16 protein-coding genes and 1 other RNA gene are annotated in these 17,844 nt (G+C 55.8%); 10 read left to right on the top strand and 7 right to left on the bottom strand.

What is annotated here, in order from left to right; genetic code table 11:
• Positions 1-196 precede the first annotated feature (196 nt).
• The 8 genes from G497_RS0112665 to G497_RS0112630 all read left to right on the top strand — a co-directional run bounded on the left by G497_RS0112665 (position 197) and on the right by G497_RS0112630 (position 7,357).
• The gene (locus G497_RS0112665; RefSeq protein WP_027188409.1) at positions 197-982 is read left to right on the top strand and encodes a formylglycine-generating enzyme family protein; all 786 of its coding nucleotides are present in this window, start codon (positions 197-199) and stop codon (positions 980-982) included.
• A gap of 210 nt (positions 983-1,192) precedes the next feature.
• Positions 1,193-1,543, top strand: a complete 351-nt coding sequence (locus G497_RS18195; protein WP_051258115.1) for a winged helix-turn-helix domain-containing protein — start codon at positions 1,193-1,195, stop codon at positions 1,541-1,543.
• Between the two features lie 78 nt (positions 1,544-1,621).
• Complete coding sequence (locus G497_RS0112655; RefSeq protein WP_027188408.1) at positions 1,622-1,861, top strand: MoaD/ThiS family protein; 240 nt, start codon at positions 1,622-1,624, stop codon at positions 1,859-1,861.
• Between the two features lie 3 nt (positions 1,862-1,864).
• Complete coding sequence (locus tag G497_RS19355) at positions 1,865-2,833, top strand: HesA/MoeB/ThiF family protein (protein WP_051258114.1); 969 nt, start codon at positions 1,865-1,867, stop codon at positions 2,831-2,833.
• A 247-nt stretch (positions 2,834-3,080) separates the two neighbouring features.
• Entirely contained in the window at positions 3,081-4,325 is a 1,245-nt protein-coding gene (locus tag G497_RS0112645) for a molybdopterin molybdotransferase MoeA (protein ID WP_027188407.1), read from the top strand.
• 170 nt (positions 4,326-4,495) lie between these two features.
• Positions 4,496-6,460: a molybdopterin biosynthesis protein gene (locus G497_RS0112640; protein ID WP_027188406.1), complete on the top strand. Its 1,965-nt coding sequence runs from the start codon at positions 4,496-4,498 to the stop codon at positions 6,458-6,460.
• A 51-nt stretch (positions 6,461-6,511) separates the two neighbouring features.
• A complete protein-coding gene (locus G497_RS0112635; protein WP_027188405.1) occupies positions 6,512-6,943 on the top strand; it encodes a hypothetical protein in 432 nt (143 codons plus the stop codon).
• A gap of 30 nt (positions 6,944-6,973) precedes the next feature.
• Entirely contained in the window at positions 6,974-7,357 is a 384-nt protein-coding gene (locus G497_RS0112630; RefSeq protein WP_027188404.1) for a hypothetical protein, read from the top strand.
• A gap of 104 nt (positions 7,358-7,461) precedes the next feature.
• Here the strand turns inward: G497_RS0112630 and G497_RS19350 are convergent, their stop codons facing one another.
• The 6 genes from G497_RS19350 to glmU all read right to left on the bottom strand — a co-directional run bounded on the left by G497_RS19350 (position 7,462) and on the right by glmU (position 13,008).
• Positions 7,462-8,496 (bottom strand): histidine racemase CntK family protein, encoded by a 1,035-nt coding sequence (locus tag G497_RS19350; RefSeq protein WP_027188403.1) that lies wholly within the window; start codon positions 8,494-8,496, stop codon positions 7,462-7,464.
• Positions 8,497-8,508: 12 nt separating this feature from the next.
• On the bottom strand, positions 8,509-10,068 hold the full coding sequence (gene rny, locus G497_RS0112620) for a ribonuclease Y (protein ID WP_027188402.1): 1,560 nt from the start codon (positions 10,066-10,068) through the stop codon (positions 8,509-8,511).
• Between the two features lie 731 nt (positions 10,069-10,799).
• Positions 10,800-10,986: non-coding RNA, 6S RNA (ssrS, locus tag G497_RS19960), on the bottom strand.
• Between the two features lie 12 nt (positions 10,987-10,998).
• A complete protein-coding gene (gene zapA, locus G497_RS0112610) occupies positions 10,999-11,316 on the bottom strand; it encodes a cell division protein ZapA (RefSeq protein WP_245576393.1) in 318 nt (105 codons plus the stop codon).
• Positions 11,270-11,506, bottom strand: a complete 237-nt coding sequence (locus G497_RS0112605; RefSeq protein WP_027188400.1) for a cell division protein ZapB — start codon at positions 11,504-11,506, stop codon at positions 11,270-11,272. The genes zapA and G497_RS0112605 overlap by 47 nt, the downstream gene beginning before the upstream one ends.
• A 122-nt stretch (positions 11,507-11,628) precedes the next feature.
• Positions 11,629-13,008 carry a bifunctional UDP-N-acetylglucosamine diphosphorylase/glucosamine-1-phosphate N-acetyltransferase GlmU gene (glmU, locus tag G497_RS0112600; protein ID WP_027188399.1) on the bottom strand — a complete coding sequence of 460 codons (1,380 nt, stop codon included), beginning with the start codon at positions 13,006-13,008 and terminating at the stop codon, positions 11,629-11,631.
• 320 nt (positions 13,009-13,328) lie between these two features.
• Here glmU and G497_RS0112595 point away from each other — a divergent pair, with 320 nt between their 5' ends.
• Positions 13,329-14,615: a pseudouridine synthase gene (locus G497_RS0112595; RefSeq protein ID WP_027188398.1), complete on the top strand. Its 1,287-nt coding sequence runs from the start codon at positions 13,329-13,331 to the stop codon at positions 14,613-14,615.
• A gap of 67 nt (positions 14,616-14,682) precedes the next feature.
• Positions 14,683-15,156 (top strand): NanQ anomerase/TabA/YiaL family protein, encoded by a 474-nt coding sequence (locus tag G497_RS19345; RefSeq protein ID WP_051258113.1) that lies wholly within the window; start codon positions 14,683-14,685, stop codon positions 15,154-15,156.
• 117 nt (positions 15,157-15,273) lie between these two features.
• On the opposite strand, the gene hcp is transcribed toward G497_RS19345, so the two are convergent.
• Positions 15,274-16,893: a hydroxylamine reductase gene (gene hcp / locus G497_RS0112580; RefSeq protein WP_027188397.1), complete on the bottom strand. Its 1,620-nt coding sequence runs from the start codon at positions 16,891-16,893 to the stop codon at positions 15,274-15,276.
• Positions 16,894-17,844 lie beyond the last annotated feature (951 nt).

Genomic DNA, 17,844 nt, shown 5'->3' with positions numbered 1-17,844 from the left:
CAACAGACATAGGAGAAGCTGAACGAGTGCCCCCCGCCTGGAAAATCACAATAAAAACTTGAAAGTCATTACCAGGTATGCCAGTCTGCACACAGGGGAAACGTGATGAAAAACCAGAACGTACTCTGGTACTCGCTGTTTAGGGCACACTGTTGTCACCCAACTGGAATTATTCCCTGTATTGTAGGAGAACTCTATGAGACGCAGCACTCATTTGTTATGCCTGTGCTTGCTTTGCCTGGGCCTGCCTTTTTCCAGCACAGTCCTGGCAGCGGAAAGTACTTTTACCAACAGTATTGGTATGGAATTTGTACTTATCCCCGCAGGGCACTTCACAATGGGTGCAGATAAAAATTTTGAAGACGCCAGCGACCTTGAAACACCACGCCACCCTGTAACGTTAACCAAAGCGTTTTACTTGGGAAAATATGAAGTTACCCAAGCCCAGTGGGTTGCCATTATGGGGAAAAACCCCAGCAAATTTAAAGGCCGTAGCAACCCTGTGGAACAAGTTTCCTGGGAAGACGCCTATGAATTCATTAACCTCCTCAATGTCAAAGAAGGGCACAACCGTTACCGCCTTCCCACTGAGGCAGAATGGGAATACGCATCCAGGGCAGGTTCGGACGCCACCTATTCATTTGGCGACTACGCAGCTGCCTTGAACCAGTATGCCTGGTTTGGTGAAGACTATGCCTCAGGCTCAACACACCCGGTGGGAGAAAAACTGCCCAATGCCTGGGGCCTGTACGACATGTATGGCAATGTGTGGGAATGGGTGCACGACTGGTACGGGGAAACCTATTACCGCACTAGTCCTAATTCCGACCCCAAAGGCCCGGATACCGGCACTGAACACGTTCGGCGCGGTGGCGGCTGGCGCAGCCACATCAAGTATTGCCGCTCTGCCAGCAGGATGAACTACTCCCTTGGTTACCGCAACACAGACTTCGGCTTTCGGGTTGCGATTTCCCCTGAGTAAGCCCTTTTGCACAACAGAGTGCGCAATCCTAAAATAACGCAACTATCTGAATTTTTGATATTTTTTACTTAAATCCATAATCCCGCTTTACAACAGGTGGTTTTTCTGGTTTGTTATATGTATTATGTGGCATAAACCTCTCTTCATTCATCGCCGTCATGTGGCACGCCATTGGGTACTACAGGCGACGCACCCACAAGGTAATCTGCTATGCATATGTTTTTAAAGCTGTTCATACAGCATGAAGAAAAATACATTTTTGGCCCAGGCCGTGTTGAACTGCTTCAAGCCGTGGATGAACTTGGCTCATTGCGTAAAGCCGCCCAGCAGGTGGGCATGAGCTACCGCTGGGCTTGGGGCCGCATTAAAGATGTGGAAGAAGCACTGAAGGTGCCCCTGCTAATGGACGACCCCAACAACAAGCGCCGCACAAAAGTGCTCACCCCGGAAGCAAAGGAACTGCTTCAATGGTTCCTGGCAACGGAACACACCTTGCAGCAGACCATGCTGGAAGCGGAAAAAAACCGCCCGGCCTTTTTACAAAAACACTGGCGTACATAACGCACAGCATTTACCTGCCAAAATTCGCGGCCCGCTGGCAACCACGGCCTGTAATGCCCTCATACCTTCGAGGCCCCCATGTCTATACACATCAAACTCAGCACTACCCTGCGCCAAAGCGTGCCCGGCTATAACCCTGTGGCAGGCATTACCCTGCCCCTGGAAGAACCAGCCACCGCCACCCAGGTGGCCCTGCGCCTTGGCCTTCCCCTGCAAGACATAAAACTTGTTATGATTAACGGCAGGCAAGCCAGCCTGGATGCCACCATTCGCCCCAACGACCAAATTGCCTTTTTCCCCCCGGTAGGCGGCGGTTGAGCCATGCCAGGCCCCGCACCACTTCCCAGCCCTGGGGCTGTGCCAAGCCCCCTGCCGCAAGAATTGCTGCGCCTTGTGCACCCCCACCTTGTGCCCTGCCCCCCCGCACAAAACAGTGCTTCCCCAACTGGCCCGCCAGCAATCACCCCGCTACTCCCGCCAACATTCCCGAATGTCGCTAGCAACGCCATTTCCCTTGGGGGGGTGGCTGCGGTTTCGGCCTTTTTTGCCTGCCCCCCGGCAGAAGCCATGGCCCGCTGCCTGGAAGCAGGCCTGTGGCCCCTGCGTTTTCTGCGTAACCGCGGGGTACTTTCCCCCCTGGACCAAGCCACCCTGCTGCGCAGCAGGGTAACGGTGCTGGGGTGCGGTGGGCTTGGGGGCTATGTATTACTGCTGCTTGCCCGCCTTGGTGTGGGGGCACTGCGTTTTTGTGACCCTGACACATTTGAGGAAACCAATCTCAACCGCCAGGCCCTGTGCCGTGAAGACCGCATTGGCCTGAACAAGGCAGAGGCTGCCAAGGCAGAGCTGGCCCTTGTTGCTTCCCACGTGGCAACAGAATGCCACCCCATTGCCGCCACCCCGGAAACACTGCCTGCCCTGCTGCACGGCACCCACGCCCTGGTGGATTGCTTAGACTCCATCCCCGCACGGCAGTACGCCGCTGCCGCTGCTGTGGCCCACAACGTACCTTTTGTGCATGGCACCATTGCCGGGTGGGAAGGATTTGCCCTGCTCTGCCCGGCAACAGACAACACCTTCAGCCGCCTGTACCCACCAAGTAAAACAGCCCCTGCCCACGGGGCAGAAGCCACCCTGGGTACCCCTGCCCCCACCCCGCAGGTTACGGCTGCCCTGCAAGCCATGCTTACCCTGCGGGCCCTGCTGCCTCTACACCCTTCCCTGCCTTCACCCGATATTCTTATGCACCTGGACCTCGGTCTACCTGAAATAGAACTGCTTTTTGTATAGCTTCTCTTGCAATATATATACTCCTTTCTCTTGCCTGCTTTTCCCTCTTATGCCATAATTGACATCACTGAGGCCATGTGCATGGGCTCCGCTAGGCCATGCCGTTTTTTTGCGTTTGCCGGAACAGCACCGGGCAACGAAGCCTGACAGTATCGTTCTTACACAAGTTTTTTTTGCCATGTGGCATACCGCGCGCCCTACCAGCCCCGCAGGCCCGCGTTCCTTCCGGGGCACTATACGTGACGTTATGGCGCACTTTCTTACCCTTACTCCCGTAGACGACGTTCTTGCCCATATTGCCGAGTATGCCCCTTTACCTGCCCAGCGCGTGCCCCTGCATGAGGCCTTTTCCCGCGTGCTGGCAGAACCATTTCATGCCCCGGAAGATTTGCCCGGCTTTACCCGTTCCACCATGGACGGTTTTGCGGTGCGTGCCAAAGACGTGTTTGGCGCATCAGAAGGGTTGCCCGCCCTGCTCCAGTACATGGGGGAATGCCCCATGGGGGAAACCCCCGCCATTAGCCTGGAACCTGGGCAAACGGCCCGCATCTGGACGGGAGGAATGCTGCCTGCCGGGGCAGATGCTGTGGTGATGCTGGAATATGCGCGGGAGCCGGGTAGCGGCCTTATTGAGCTGACACGCCCGGTGGCACCGGGGGAAAATGTGATTACCCCCACGGAAGATGCCACCAAGGGCGCTTTGTTATTGCCTGCCGGGCGCAAATTGCGCTCGCAGGAGCTTGGGCTTTTGGCAGCCCTGGGGCAGGAAGAAGTGGCTGTGTACAGCCGCCCCAAGGTAGCCATTATTTCCACCGGGGATGAAGTGATTCCCGTAAGCGAAACGCCCCGGCCCGGTCAGGTACGCAACGTGAACAGTGCCACCCTAAGCGCCCTGGCCCTGGGCTGCGGGGCAGAAGTACGCCGTTTTGGCCTGGTGGGCGACAACCCCGCCCTGCTGGAACAGCGGGTGGCAGAAGCCTTTGCCTGGGCTGACGTGTTGCTGCTTTCCGGCGGTTCTTCCGCAGGCCAGCGCGACCACACCCTGGCCGTGCTGCAAAGCCTGCCCGGCGCAACCCTGTTTGCCCATGGCGTTGCCATTAGCCCCGGCAAACCCCTAATTGTGTACCGCGCAGGCAACAAAGCCCTGTGGGGCCTGCCCGGCCATGCCGCCAGCGCCCTGGTGTGCGCCCACGTGTTTATTCGCCCATTGTTACACACCATGCAAGGCCTTGCCATGCAAGACCATTTTGCCCTGCACACCATGCAGGCTACCCTTACGCGCCCGGTACCTTCTGCCCAGGGGCGGCGCGACTACATTCGGGTAGCCCTTTCCCCACCCGCTGAACCGGGCGGGCTGATGCAGGCACGCCCCATTCGCGGCAAATCTGGCCTTATTACCACCCTGGTGCAGGCCGATGCCCTGGTGGTGTGCCATGAGTCGGAAGAAGGCCTTCGTGCGGGGCAGGTGGTCCCGGTTTGGCTTTTACCCTAGGGAAACGCTAATTAAATAGCACAGGGGAAACGCTCAGTTATTTCGTTTGGCAAGGCACTCGCTTTTTTTGAAACAGGAGTAGACTCTTCCGTCCTCGACTGTTTCAAAAAAAGCGAAGTAACACCGCCAAACGGAATAAATCAGCGTTTCTCCAACACAAGGAAATACACATGTCGCGCAATACCTATTTAACGCTCACCAGCCTTGAAGAAGCAAAAGCCCTGTGGCTTTCCACCTTGTGCCCTGCCACTGGCGGCCCTTTGCGCCATGAAACGGTACCCCTGCAACAAGCCCGTGGCCGCACCCTGGCCCAGCCTGCCACGGCCTGTGTTTCTTCCCCGGCGTTTCATGGGGCGGCCATGGACGGTGTGGCTGTGAAGGCCGAAGACACGTTTGGGGCATCGGAACACAGCCCAAAAACCCTCACCCTTGGCACCCAAGCCCACTGGATAAACACAGGCCACCCCCTGCCCAAGGGCACGGACGCCGTGATAATGGTGGAACACCTTGCCGACGCCGCAGAATATGACCCCAGTGTGCCCAAAGGACAGGCTGTGGTCATTGAAAAAGCCACCTTCCCCTGGCAACATGTGCGCAAATTGGGGGAAGACATGGTGGCTACAGAAACCCTCATTGCGCCAGGGGTTATTATTGGCCCCTATGAACTGGGCGCCCTTGCCGCAGCCGGGGTTACCCTGCCCGTGGTATTTGCCAAGCCCAAAGTGGTGTTCATTCCCAGCGGCTCTGAAATAAAACCCCTGGCAGACATTACCCCGGAATTGCTGGCTTCTGGCAAAGTGTTACCCGAATTTAACAGCCTTGTCATAAGTGCCATGGTGGAAGACGCAGGCGGCCAATGTGAGGTATTCCCCATTGTGCCAGACGACCCTGCTGCCATTCGGGCTGCCATAGAAAAAGCCGCCCAAAGCGGGGCAGACCTCATAGTGATGAACGCCGGGTCTTCCGCTGGCAGCCGCGACTATACAGCCCAGGTCATTCAGGAAGCTGGGGAATTGTGGGTACATGGCATTACCATTATGCCCGGCAAACCCACCGCCCTTGGGCGGGTTGGGGGCAAGCCTATCATTGGCCTGCCGGGGTACCCTGTTTCCGCCATTATTGCTTTTGAAGAATTGGGGCAAACCCTGCTGGCCCGCTGGCAGGGCAGGACCTGTGCCAGCCGCCCCACCGCCATTGCCCACCCCTTTCAGGCCATTCCTTCGCGCCCAGGCATGGAAGAGTTTGTGCGTGTCACCCTTGGGCAAGTGGACGACACCCTGGTGGCTGTTCCCTTGCCGCGGGGGGCAGGCACAGTTACCACCCTTTCACGGGCAGACGGCTTTTTGCGCATTGCTAAAGAGAGCGAAGGCGTTCCCGCTCAAGCTCCTTGCAACGTCAGCCTCATTCGTTCACGCCAGCACATTGCCGGGGCCCTGCTTGCCATTGGCAGCCACGACAACGCCCTGGACCTTTTAGACAGCTTTTTGCGCAAGCAATTTCCCCTGTTTTCTTTGGCTTCCGCGCATGTAGGCTCCATGGGGGGGCTTATGGCCTTGAAGGAAGGACGCTGCCACCTGGCAGGCACCCACCTGCTTGACCCAGCCACAGGCAAGTACAACCAAGCTGCCATAGCCGAATACCTGCCCGGCATGGCCCTGGACCTTATTCGCCTGGTGGACAGGGAACAGGGGCTGATTGTACCCCGCGGCAACCCACAAGGCATTACCAGCATTGCCTGCCTTGCCAAAGAAGGCATTACCTTTATTAACCGCCAGCGCGGCAGCGGCACCCGCGTGTTGCTGGACTGGCGCATGGCGGAACTGGGCATGAAGCCTGCCCACATTACGGGCTATGAAGATGAAGAATATACCCACATGAACGTGGCGGCGGCCGTGCTTTCCGGCAGGGCCAGCACAGGCCTTGGGGTGCGCGCCGCAGCCAACGCCCTTGGGCTTGACTTTATTCCTGTGGGTGTGGAAGAATACGACATTGCCATTCCAGCCCGTTTCCGGGAAGATGCCCGCATTGTAGCCCTGCTGGAAGTAATCCGTTCCGAGGCCTTCAAACAGGCCGTGTTTGCTCTGGGCGGGTATGGGGTGGAGAGTACAGGGACTCTTATCGCCAGCGCTACTTAGGGAAACGCTCAGTTTTTCCGCAATCCCCTACCACACTCAGAGGAAATCAGTATGGGCAATGCAGCACCCGCTACCAGCCTGCAACACCAGCAACCGCACCCGGCCGGGGAAGCAGCCACAGCAGACGCCTCAACCCACGCCCCTGGCATCATGGGGCCATTCCCCCAAGCGCCACAGGTATTCAGCCTGTTGGGGCATCAGGCTATTCTGCTGGCCCCATTGGGCAGGGGAAACGAGCTGCACTTTGCCTTGCCGCCGGATACGGATGTTTTCCTCAACGAAAAATCGTGTGAAACCACATGGGATGTACAAGATACTGCTATAATTGTGGAATTTAACGACAGCTCGCGCATTACCATAACTAATTTTTTAAATCCTCCCAACAACAAATTCCCCACCCTTATTCTTCAAGATGGAGAAACAGCTTCAGGTGCAGACATTGTACATGCCTTGGAGTGGGCAGACATACCCATAGGTAACTGAACGCACGATTCTGCGCCAAGTTCTGGTGCAATGCCTTTTGAAGACGATATTGACCCCCTGCTCAAAGGGGTTGGACCCCTTGGCTCTTTGCTGCACGAACCGCCTGTGCACCTGCACGGGGAACCCTGGCAGGCCCCAGCCCCGCTCATGGTGTATTCACCACGGCTGACAGGGGTAGAAGAAGCCCATGCTCCCCTGCATTTTTACCTGGAAGCCACCCCGAAAGAAGTACCCCTGCCGGGGCTTACATCCAGCGTTTCTTCTGCCGCAATAGGGCAGGAACTGGCCCTAGTGGCAGAATGCCCACAGGCCACTCCCCTTTTCCTCCCGCAAATCGAATTCATAAGCCCTGCGCAAATGCCACTGGAAGACATGCACGCACTGCTACTGGCCCATACCCTGCTGGCAGTGTAGTAAACGCGGCGGAAATATTGCCATATCCCGCCTCTGCCATTAGCCATGGCCAAGATACCCGCCAAGGTTTGGACAAAAAAAAAGCGGCGTAAGCCGCTTCAATTCTATCCGCAATACGCCATCCCCTCCGCCACAAGCTGCACCGAGCCCGCCACATAGGCATGGCAGCAAGAGCCGGAAACATCTACTCCAATTCCCGCCTCCTCCTGCGCAGCATCAAAAAGCTGCACAATCAACGCTTCCCCGCTGGGCTGGGCAATAGCCATGGCTGCGCCTTGTTGCCCTGCTCCCAAGTGCTGCAACACAAGGCCAAGAGCAAGTGAGCCTGAACCGCACGCCGTTTCGGCATGTTCTGTAGCGGTATCGCGCACATACACCACCGGCACAATGGCATGGCCCTTCTCGTGCGGCATGTACCAAATAACGCCGGAGGCTGCACAATGTTCAAGCCCTGCCCGCTTGCGCCACCCGGCTGTGTGCCTGGCAGGCACTTCCGGCACTGCATGCACAGCAGCGTCTAGCAGCACATGGCTTATGCCCGGTAAATGCACCACAATGGCTCCTTCGCCCAGGGGTTCCATGCGCCAGTCAGCCTCGTGCAAGGTAAGGCGGGCCGCAGCCGCCCCCTGCACACCAAATTGGGGTTGAGCAACAGGGTTGAATACAGGGCTGGCCGTTGCCCCGGCTCCACCCGCAGTTGTTCCGCCTGCCGCTGCCTGCTGGCCCGGCTGGCAAGGCAGTTCCCCGGCTTCATATTGCTGCATAATGGTGCAAAGCTCGGCCACAGTGCAGGCTACCACCACCGTTACCGGAGCAATGGCCCCGGAAACCGTCATGCTGCCCAGCACGGCCCTTGGCCCGCACGGCATAAAAATTCCCTGCCGTGCCAGCCAAAAGGCCGCGGCACGGGTGGCATTCACGCAGAATTCCCCGCCCATCATGTGCAGGTGGGCAAGCCCACCCCCTGAAGGAAGCTGCACTGCCCCGGCCTGCTCTGCCTGAATATGCATGGGGTGCAATAAACGAGCAGCCAGGCGGGGCCATTGGGCCGCGCCTGGCAAAGTACCGTGCACAAGAATTGTGGGGTTGCCCCCTGGTACCATTTTCACAAACTGGACGGGGGTAAAGGAACTGTTCATGATGCGTTATGCCTACTTGGCATACTCCACGGCGCGGCGTTCACGTATTACGGTTACACGAATCTGGCCAGGGTATGTAAGGTTACGTTCAATCTTTTCGGCAATACCTTTGCTGAGCAAGTAGGTTACGTCGTCGCTCACTTCATCGGAATTGACCATAACCCGCACTTCACGCCCAGCCTGAATGGCAAAGGCCTTGGAAACGCCCTCAAATGAAGTGGCAATGTTTTCCAAATCTTCCAGGCGCTTCACGTAGTTTTCAAGCAGTTCCTTACGGGCACCTGGGCGGGCGCCGGAAAGGCTGTCTGCCGCCTGCACCAGCACGGCAAGGGCCGTTTTTGGGGGAATGTCTTCATGGTGGGCGGCAATGGCATGTATAATGTCTTTGCTTTCGCCATATTTTTTGGCCACATCCGCCCCAATGGTGGCATGGGAACCTTCAATGTCGTGGTCCAGGGCCTTGCCAATGTCGTGCAGTAACCCGGCCCGTTTGGCTTTTTTCACATCCAGGTTCAGCTCTGCCGCCATCATGCCACACAAGGAGGCCACTTCAAGGGAGTGCTGCAATACGTTTTGGGAAAAACTGGTACGGAATTTCAATTGGCCCAAAAGGCGTACGATGTCTGGATGAATGCCATGCACACCCACATCAAAGGTGGCCTGTTCACCCACTTCACGCACATGCACTTCAATTTCCTGCTCCACCTTGGCCACAACGTCTTCAATGCGGGCAGGGTGAATGCGGCCGTCCTGAATAAGGCGCTCCAGGGCCATTTTGGCCACCTGGCGGCGCAAGGGGCTGTATGCGGAAAGGATGACGGTTTCCGGGGTATCGTCAATAATCAGGTCTACCCCGGTAGCAGCTTCAAGGGCACGAATGTTGCGCCCTTCACGCCCAATAATACGGCCCTTCATATCTTCACTGGGCAAGGAAACAGTGGTCACTGTTTGTTCAGCAACATAATCGCCTGCATAGCGCTGAATGGCAGAGGCCAGAATTTCCTTAGCCTTTCTGTCTGCCGTTTCTTTGGCTTCTGCCTCAATAACGCGCATGGTGCGGGCGGCTTCATGCCGGGTTCTGGCTTCCACTTCGGCAAACAGACGTTCTTTGGCTTCTTCCGCTGTCAGGCCGGAAACTTCCTGCAAGCGCACTTCCTGTTCATCCAAGCGCAATTGCAGTTGCACTTCCAGGTCTTCCAGGTTCTTTTCACGGCGGGAAAATTCCTTTTCCACCCGCAAAAAGTCCAGCTCCTTCTGGCGGGCATTTTCCAGCTTCTGCTCCAGTTTTTCGCTGTTTTCTTCCAGTTTTTTATCTTTGGCCTTCAGTTCGCGCTCGCGTTCTTTCAGCTCTTGCTCCATGGCCTTTTTGGCCTCAAGCACTTCATCTTTTCCTTGCAGCACTATTTCTTTTTTCTGGGCAACCGCTTCTTTCCTGGCTTCTTCCACAATGCGTTTAGCCAGTTCATTTGCCTCTGTAACGCGGCGTGACCCAAGCACACGCGGCCCGACAAAACCCACCACAGCCCCGGCAACTGCCGCAAGCCCGATAAACATCATATGTTCGGGTAACATGTAAACCTCATCAAAAACGGGAAGTTCCCGGTATCTAGATTATATAAACCGCCCAGCCAAACACAAAAATCATGTACGGCAAACGGTAATAATGTGCTGCTTGTCCGGAAAAAACCCGGCATGGTACAAGGCAGCACTTGCCAGAACACCCACAGCGGCACATGCCACATGCTTGGCCTAACGCATTTACCACTTAAAATAGTCGGTTAACGGCGAGCAAGGCTCACCTACGCCTATTTGACTTGCCACATCCTGTGGCTCGCCGTGCGGCGGGGGTACGTTGTTCCCCCGCCCAATTCCGCTTTCCTGCGGAATTGTCGTGGTAAGGATTTTTCGGTAAAATCCTTAACAGAGCAATTTACTCATTTGATTAGTTAATTGCTCTATGCACAAGGCCGTGTTCAGGCAAAGAGAATAAAATGCAGGCAGCCAGGAGCTGCCCACATAAGCATTGACCTTCTGCCACGGCATGAACGCATAGTAGTGCGCTGTTACCTGTAGCAGCCAACAAACCTTTGAAAAATATTTTTCAAAGGAAATGTGCTCGGGCCAAGCGCAGTATTACACAACATGCGCCTGACCAAAAAATTTAACAATCAGCAGCCGCCTTGGATTACGCGGCCAAACACACAAAAAAAGCCTTGCTTCATGGCACAGGTAACTACACGTAGCAACTGGCAGAAGCAAGGCTAGCCTAAATAAAGGGGGGCGCACAAAACGGCTTTTTTCAGAAAAACCCCGGCAGCGCCGTGTGGCTGCATTCCACAGGACCAGAGTATGTCCAGGGCGGGATTCTTATGAGGACCTTTCAGGCTTCCTACCGTTTGGGCAGGCATGCACACCAGTCCCTCCACGAACCCCTAATGATATGCTTGTGAGGCCAGCGGCTGCTGCCATGCACCTGCACCCCAGGGTTTTTCTTAAAATAACTTACTCAGCGTTTCCTTCTATTTTGACCAAAAGCTCTTCTATACGCCGTGAAGCCTCTTGCTTCTCATCTTGCAAATGCAGCAGGTCTGCCGCCAGCGCAAGGGCAAGATATGCCAGAAGTTTCTCTTTGCTTAAATGCCCGCCTGCCTGTGAAAGCCTGGAAAAGCGTTCTTCCAGCAAAAGGCAAGCCCGCTTGAGATGGTCCGGGTCTGTTTGGGCCTTAAATGAAAGTTCAAGTCCAAAAACAGTAAGATTATGGCTTTGCATGGGTTCAGGCGCGCTCTGCGTGCTCCTTGATGCGTTGGATAATACTTTCAACTCGCTCCAGTGCCTCCGCATTACGTTGCCGTTCAAGGGCAAGTTCCTCTGCCAGGGCAGCATTTTCTTCTGCCAATACAGTAAGTGCTTCAGCCTGGCTGGAGCGCAGGGTGTCATTTTCTGTTTGTAAGGCATCCACCACTTCAAGAAGTGACAGAACCCTCTCTTCAAGTTGCTTGAGCAATTCCATGTGTGTTTTGTAATCCTATTCTTGCATGAAAGCAAGAGTTATTCCCATAAGCAAGGGGGTATATCCCCATACAGAATATCCAATAGAGCAAGGCTCTTATCCTGTACCCTACCAATGCAATCTTACTTTTTTCTGGGTACGTTCACTTGCTTGCCACGGGCAATGGCCATGGCTCCTTCCGGCACTTCCTTGGTAATAACCGAACCAGCCCCCACAAGTGCGCCCGCACCAATGGTTACCGGAGCCACAAGACTTGTGTTGGAACCAATAAAAGCCCCGGCTCCAATTACTGTTCTATGCTTGTTCTGGCCATCGTAATTGCAGGTAATGGTGCCTGCCCCCACGTTTACCCCTGCACCTACATCAGCGTCACCAATATAGGTTAAGTGGTTCACTTTGGCCCCCTTGCGCACAAGAGATTTTTTCACTTCCACAAAGTTGCCCACGTGCACGCCTTCTTCCAGCACAGCACCAGGGCGCAACCTGCCATAAGGCCCCACCGTGGCCCTGGGCCCAATGGTGGCGTCTTCCACATGGGTGTAAGAACGAATAACAACCCCTTCTGCCACGGTGGCATTGCGCAACACGCAGTGCGACTCTACCACGGTTCCGGCGGCAAGGCTGGTTTCCCCATACAGTTCGCACGGGCCGGTAATGCAGGTGCCGGGGGCAAGGCATACCCCAGGGGCAATGCGCACACTTTCCCCCTGGCGCACAAACACACCACGGGCCAGGTGCCCAGCCACAATGGACTGGCGCAGCAATTCTTCAGAACGAACCAGTTCAACCGGGCTGTTCACCCCAAGCAGGGCAGGGTCGCTGCCAAGGTTCACCCCTTCCACTACAAGCCCGGCAGCAACGCCATGGCCCACAAGGTCGGTAATATAATATTCACCGCTTTTATTGGCAGAATTCAGTTGTGCCAGCAATGGCTCCACAGCATCCATGCGCAGGCAATACACGCCTGCATTAATTTCACGCGGTTCAGGCCCATGCACGGCAACGTCATAATCTTTGGCTTCCACAATGGCGCTTACCCGACCATTGTGGCGCACCACGCGGCCAAACCCGGCAGGGTCTTCCAGGGTAAGGGAAATAAAGGCAACGTCGGCCTTGTTTTCCAGGCTGGCCTGGGTGAAGGCACGCAAGGTTTCTGCCTGCACAAGAGGGGTGTCGCCATTCACCACCACCACGTGGGAAAGCCCGGCCTTGCGCAGTGCAGGCCATGCCGTTTGCAAGGCATGCCCTGTGCCAAGCTGCTCTTTTTGTTCTATAAAATGTGCAGCTTCGGCAGGAAAGGCCGCCTCCACCATGTCTGCCCGGTGCCCAATAACAGTCCACACTGCCTGCCCGCACACGGCATGGGCGGCGTGCAACACAAACGCCAGCATGGGCGTTTCTAAAAGTGGTTGCAACACTTTTGGCTTTTCAGAATGCATGCGGGTGCCTTTGCCAGCGGCAAGCAGCAAAATTCCAACACTGGAAAGGGAAGATGCGGGCATGGGGGGGAGCCTCAAAAAAGTTACAGGTGCATGGGAAACGCTGATTAAATGGCATTTGGAAACGCGCAGTTATTTCGTTTGGCAAGGCGCGAGCTTTTTTTGAAGCAGGAGTCAATTCTTCCATCCTCGACTGTTTCAAAAAAAGTGTAGCAACGCAGCCAAACGGAATAAATCAGCGTTTCCCTAATACACCCTTGCAGGGCGTGGCCTGTTTATTACCACCCATGGCAAAGCTCTGTAAAGTGGTTCCCCATGAAAAGGCCGCTACAACCATGCGTCTTTTCCCTTGGCTTGGGGCACAATACAGGCTAATTAGAGCCATGCACACACAACCACCCCATGACCATAATTTTCCTCATTTCCCCCTGGAGCAGGCTGTTTCCCCCAATGAACACGGCATGCGCCTTGATGCTTTTTTGGCGCTCATTTTGCCGGGGCTTGGGGTGCGTGCCCGGCGGCGGCTGTGGGAATGGTGCCTGGTGTGTGTAAACAATAAGCCACGCAAGCCCGGCTTTGCCTTGCAAACAGGCGAAATAGTACGCATAACCGTGCAAGAACACAGCATAGAACCTTTACCAGCCCCTGCCCCGCAATACGTGGCTGAGCCTGCTAGTGGCACACCCCCGGCACCACAGCCAGGCCCCAGACCGGAACCCAACAACCCGGCCCTGCCCTGCCTGCTGGAAGCACAGGATGGCTGGTTTGCCCTGTATAAACCCCACGGCCTGCACACAGCCCACGTGGCTGGTGGCAATGCCCTGAGCCTGGAAGCCATGCTGCCCACGTTATGGCCCAGCCTGTGCCCCAGCCCAGCCCCTGCCGCCACGCCCCGCTTGGTTACCCGGCTAGACGGCCCCACCGCAGGCATTGTGCTGGCAGTGAACGGTACCGCACGCGAACAGGCCTTTCGCGAGGCAGAAGCCCAAGGAAAAGTGCAAAAAACCTATGCAGCCCTTGTACATGGCCTACCCCCAAGCCCATGGCACGCCACCGCAGCCTTAGATACGGCCAACCGCAAAATAACCAAGCTGCTTGCAACCCCCAGCCCCGATGCCACCCGGCACACCCTTTGTACCCCCATGGGGGCATTGGACGCAGGAACACTGCTGCACAGCATTATTACCGCCGAAGCTGCCCATTTTGGCAGCCCTTGCGCCCCCCTGTTTGCCCGCTTGGCAGCACTGCTGGCCCACCCTGCCCTGAATACCCTGTGGCAAGAAGCGGCCAGCACTGCCTTACCCGCCAGTACCCTACCCTGCATAAGCCTTGTTCACATTACCATTGCCCGTGGAGCACGGCACCAAATTCGTGCCCACATGGCAGGCGGGGGCTACCCCCTGATGGGGGATTCTGTGTACAGCACGCCTGCCCATGTTCAGGCGGAAGCCAGCCTGTTGCAGGCATGGCAGCACGCCTTGCACCTGTTTGCCACAGCACTGGTAAATACCGCAGCGGAACAGGGTGCTTCACAAGAAGATGTACAGACAATACAGAAAGTTACCCAACATGCCTGCACCGTAAGCGGCCTGCCCTTGTTCCTCCACTACGCAGCCGTGCAATCCCCCTGGTTGCAGACACAGTGTTGGCCTGCCTGGGGCAAGCCATAGCGTTACATATTACGAACCCAAGACTGCCTTACCACTGTTACACCTGCACATAGAGCAAGGAGGCACCATGATCTACGGCTACCTTACCCGCTGGGAACAAGAAAAGCACATGTACCCCGCAGCCCTGCACACGGCCATGCAGTTTTTGCATACCAACCTGCATGCCCTGGCAGACGGCAAGTACCCCATTGATGGGGAAGCCATTTTCGGCGTGGTGTACAGGGGCACCACCGTGCCCATGGTAGAAAAAGAACCGGAACTGCACGGGCAGTACATTGATATTCATTATGTGGTGGAAGGAAAAGAACGCTTTGTAGTGCAACCCTGCCCCCCGGCAACGGCCCCCACAAAAGACACCCTGGCAACGGCAGACGTGGCCTTTTACCCCCAAGACCCCACCGCCAACATCCTGGACCTTGGGCCGGGGCAGTATGTGGTGTTTCTGCCCTGGCAACAGCATACGCCGTGCTGCGCCGTGGGGGAGTGTGGGCCATTATTCAAAGTTATCCTCAAAATCCGGGCTGATTTGATACAAAAATAACGTATTCAAGTGTTCCCAGAGCAATACAAAAGCCCTTTTTGCAGAGAAGGCAGGACATACGCCCTGCCCTTTCCGCAAAAAGGGCTTGTTTTGTTTTCAGAAAAAGGCTGGAGAATACTAGCCTAAGATGGCTTTCAGGTCCGCCTCCGCCGTGGTCACCGGCTTAATGGCAAAGGTATCCACCAGCACCTGCAACACGTTGGGGGTAATAAAGGCTGGCAGGCTTGGGCCAAGGTGAATGTTCTTCACCCCTAATGCGAACAGGGAAAGCAGAATGGCCACGGCCTTTTGCTCATACCAGGAAAGCACCAGGGTCAAGGGCAGGTCATTTACCCCGCACTTGAAAGCGTCTGCCAGAGCAAGGGCAATTTTTACGGCGCTGTAAGCGTCGTTGCACTGGCCCACATCCAGCAGGCGGGGAATGCCACCAATGGTCCCCAAGTCTTTATCAAAGAAGCGGAATTTGCCACAAGCAAGGGTCAGAATAACGGTATCTTTGGGGGCCTGTTCCACAAACTCGGTATAGTAGTTGCGCCCCGGCTTTGCGCCGTCGCACCCGCCCACCAGGAAGAAGTGACGAATGGCCCCGGCCTTTACGCCTTCAATAACCTTATCTGCTACGCCCAGCACAGCGTTATGCCCAAACCCGGTAAGCACTTTCTTTTTGTTGCCTGCGGCCACGTCTGCCTCGGTAAAGCCAGGCAGTTCCTTGGCGCGGGCAATAACCGCCCCAAATTCGCCATTTTTCACGTGGGTTACGCCGGGCCAGCCCACAAGGCCAGTGGTGAACACATTCTTGGCATAGCTTTCCGCCGGGCGCTGAATGCAGTTTGTAGTGAACAGAATAGCCCCGGGGAGCAGGGGGAATTCTTTATGCTGGTTCTGCCATGCCGTGCCATAATGCCCGGCAAGGTGGCTGAACTTTTTCAGTTCGGGGTAGCCATGGGCAGGCAGCATTTCACCATGGGTGTACACCTGCACGCCCGTGCCTTCTGTTTGCACCAGCAAGTCATGCAGATCTTTCAAGTCGTGCCCGCTCACCAGAATGGCCTTGCCCGCCACGGGGCCAAGGGCCACTTCCGTGGGAACAGGGTTGCCGAAAGACCCGGTGTTGCCACCGTCCAACAGTTCCATGGCCCGAATGTTGGCATGCCCGCAGGCAAGCACAGCACCTACCCAGTCGTTCAGGCCGCGCTCCACACCGTCAAACCCGGCGGCAAGGCCCTGGTATACCTGGGCATACAGCTCGGGGTCTTCCTTCCCAAGAATGGCGGCATGGTCTGCATAAGCAGCAACGCCTTTCAGGCCATACAGCAAAATCTGCATCAGGGAATTGATGTCGGCATTGCTGGCAAGGGCAGCCGTGCCTATGGTTGCTGCATTGGGGGCAACGTCTTGAGCCGGGGCCACAAAGGCAGCAGGCCCGGTAGTGGCTACATAGCCCACACGCATGGCAAGGGCCACCCGCGCTGCCACAACGTCTGCCAAAATGGCATGCAGGGCCGCGTTGTCAAAGTTCACGTTGGTAAGGGTAGCGAACAGGGCTTTTACTGCCAAACGGTCTGTAGCAGGGTCGATAATACCTTTTTCGCGCCCGGCAAGAGCCACAAGGCTAAGGCCGCGCAGTGCGTACACAATCATGTCCTGAATGCCGGCTGTTTCATTTTCTTTGCCGCACACGCCCATGGTTGTGCAGGCCACACCTTTTGCTGTTTGCTCACACTGGTTACAAAACATATGCTTACTCCTGAGGTTAGGCTAACCAGCAGTGGCCCTGGGGTAATGTGGGGGCCATGCCCTTTGTAAAGGTACCATGACATTCCACCTGAGGTGAAAACCCCAGCCCCCGGCGAATGACAATAGCGCATGGGATGAAGAAGGGGGCACACTGGCCTGGGTAGCTCGTTTGAAATAACTGTAGACTTATTTTGGGGGTTAACAACCCTGATGGATGTATGGGTATGTAGGGGGAACTCCCAACTTGCATGGGGTAAATTCACTACTATTTTGTTGGGAGAGAGGTGGGTAGGGTTGCACCCTACTATGCCAGGAAAGGAATAAATATTTTAAAATTTAGGAATTAGGGGGGAAGGGGGAGGATGGAAGGGATTAGAAAGATGTTTCTTGCGGCGCAAGCGCCGCAGCCGCTTGTGTTTTTTTAATTCATCCGCTCCGCTAGGGTCAGGGAGCCCTTGTGCGGCTCCCTAACAACCCTACACACACGGGGTTGCCACCCCGTGCCCCCGCTAAGCCTGTGGCCTGCGCTCAGTAGATTTGTTTCGCTCACTCGAAGACTCGTACGCTGCACAAATATATTCGCGCAGGAAGTACACCGTGCCAAGCTAAGGCGAAGGGGCGCTTTTTGGTTGCTTGCTAGAATAAAAGGCTGTGCCACGTAAAGTAATTGCCACAGTGAAAGACGGCGGCACCTAAACTACAGTACTCCGTATGAGTGGGCGGGCGCAACAAAGCGCGCGTGGGGTGGGGGAAGCTCGAAGAATTACCTGTAAGGTGCGGCGAAGCGCCGCGGTTATGGGAGAGGTGGAACAAAATATTGCAAGCACATTTGGGATATCAATAATATGTTATTCTATAGTAATTTTATTTACATCCACTTTCTTATTCAGAAAGAAAAAAGCGCTCTGGCTTGCCAGAGCGCTTAAACATCAGCCTTTTCTAGCTGTATTA

It is taken from the genome of Desulfovibrio cuneatus DSM 11391 (assembly GCF_000430005.1).
Classification (GTDB): Bacteria; Desulfobacterota; Desulfovibrionia; order Desulfovibrionales; family Desulfovibrionaceae; genus Frigididesulfovibrio; species Frigididesulfovibrio cuneatus.
Note: the sequence above shows the minus strand (reverse complement) of the source record. Positions and strands in the feature narration are given on the sequence as shown.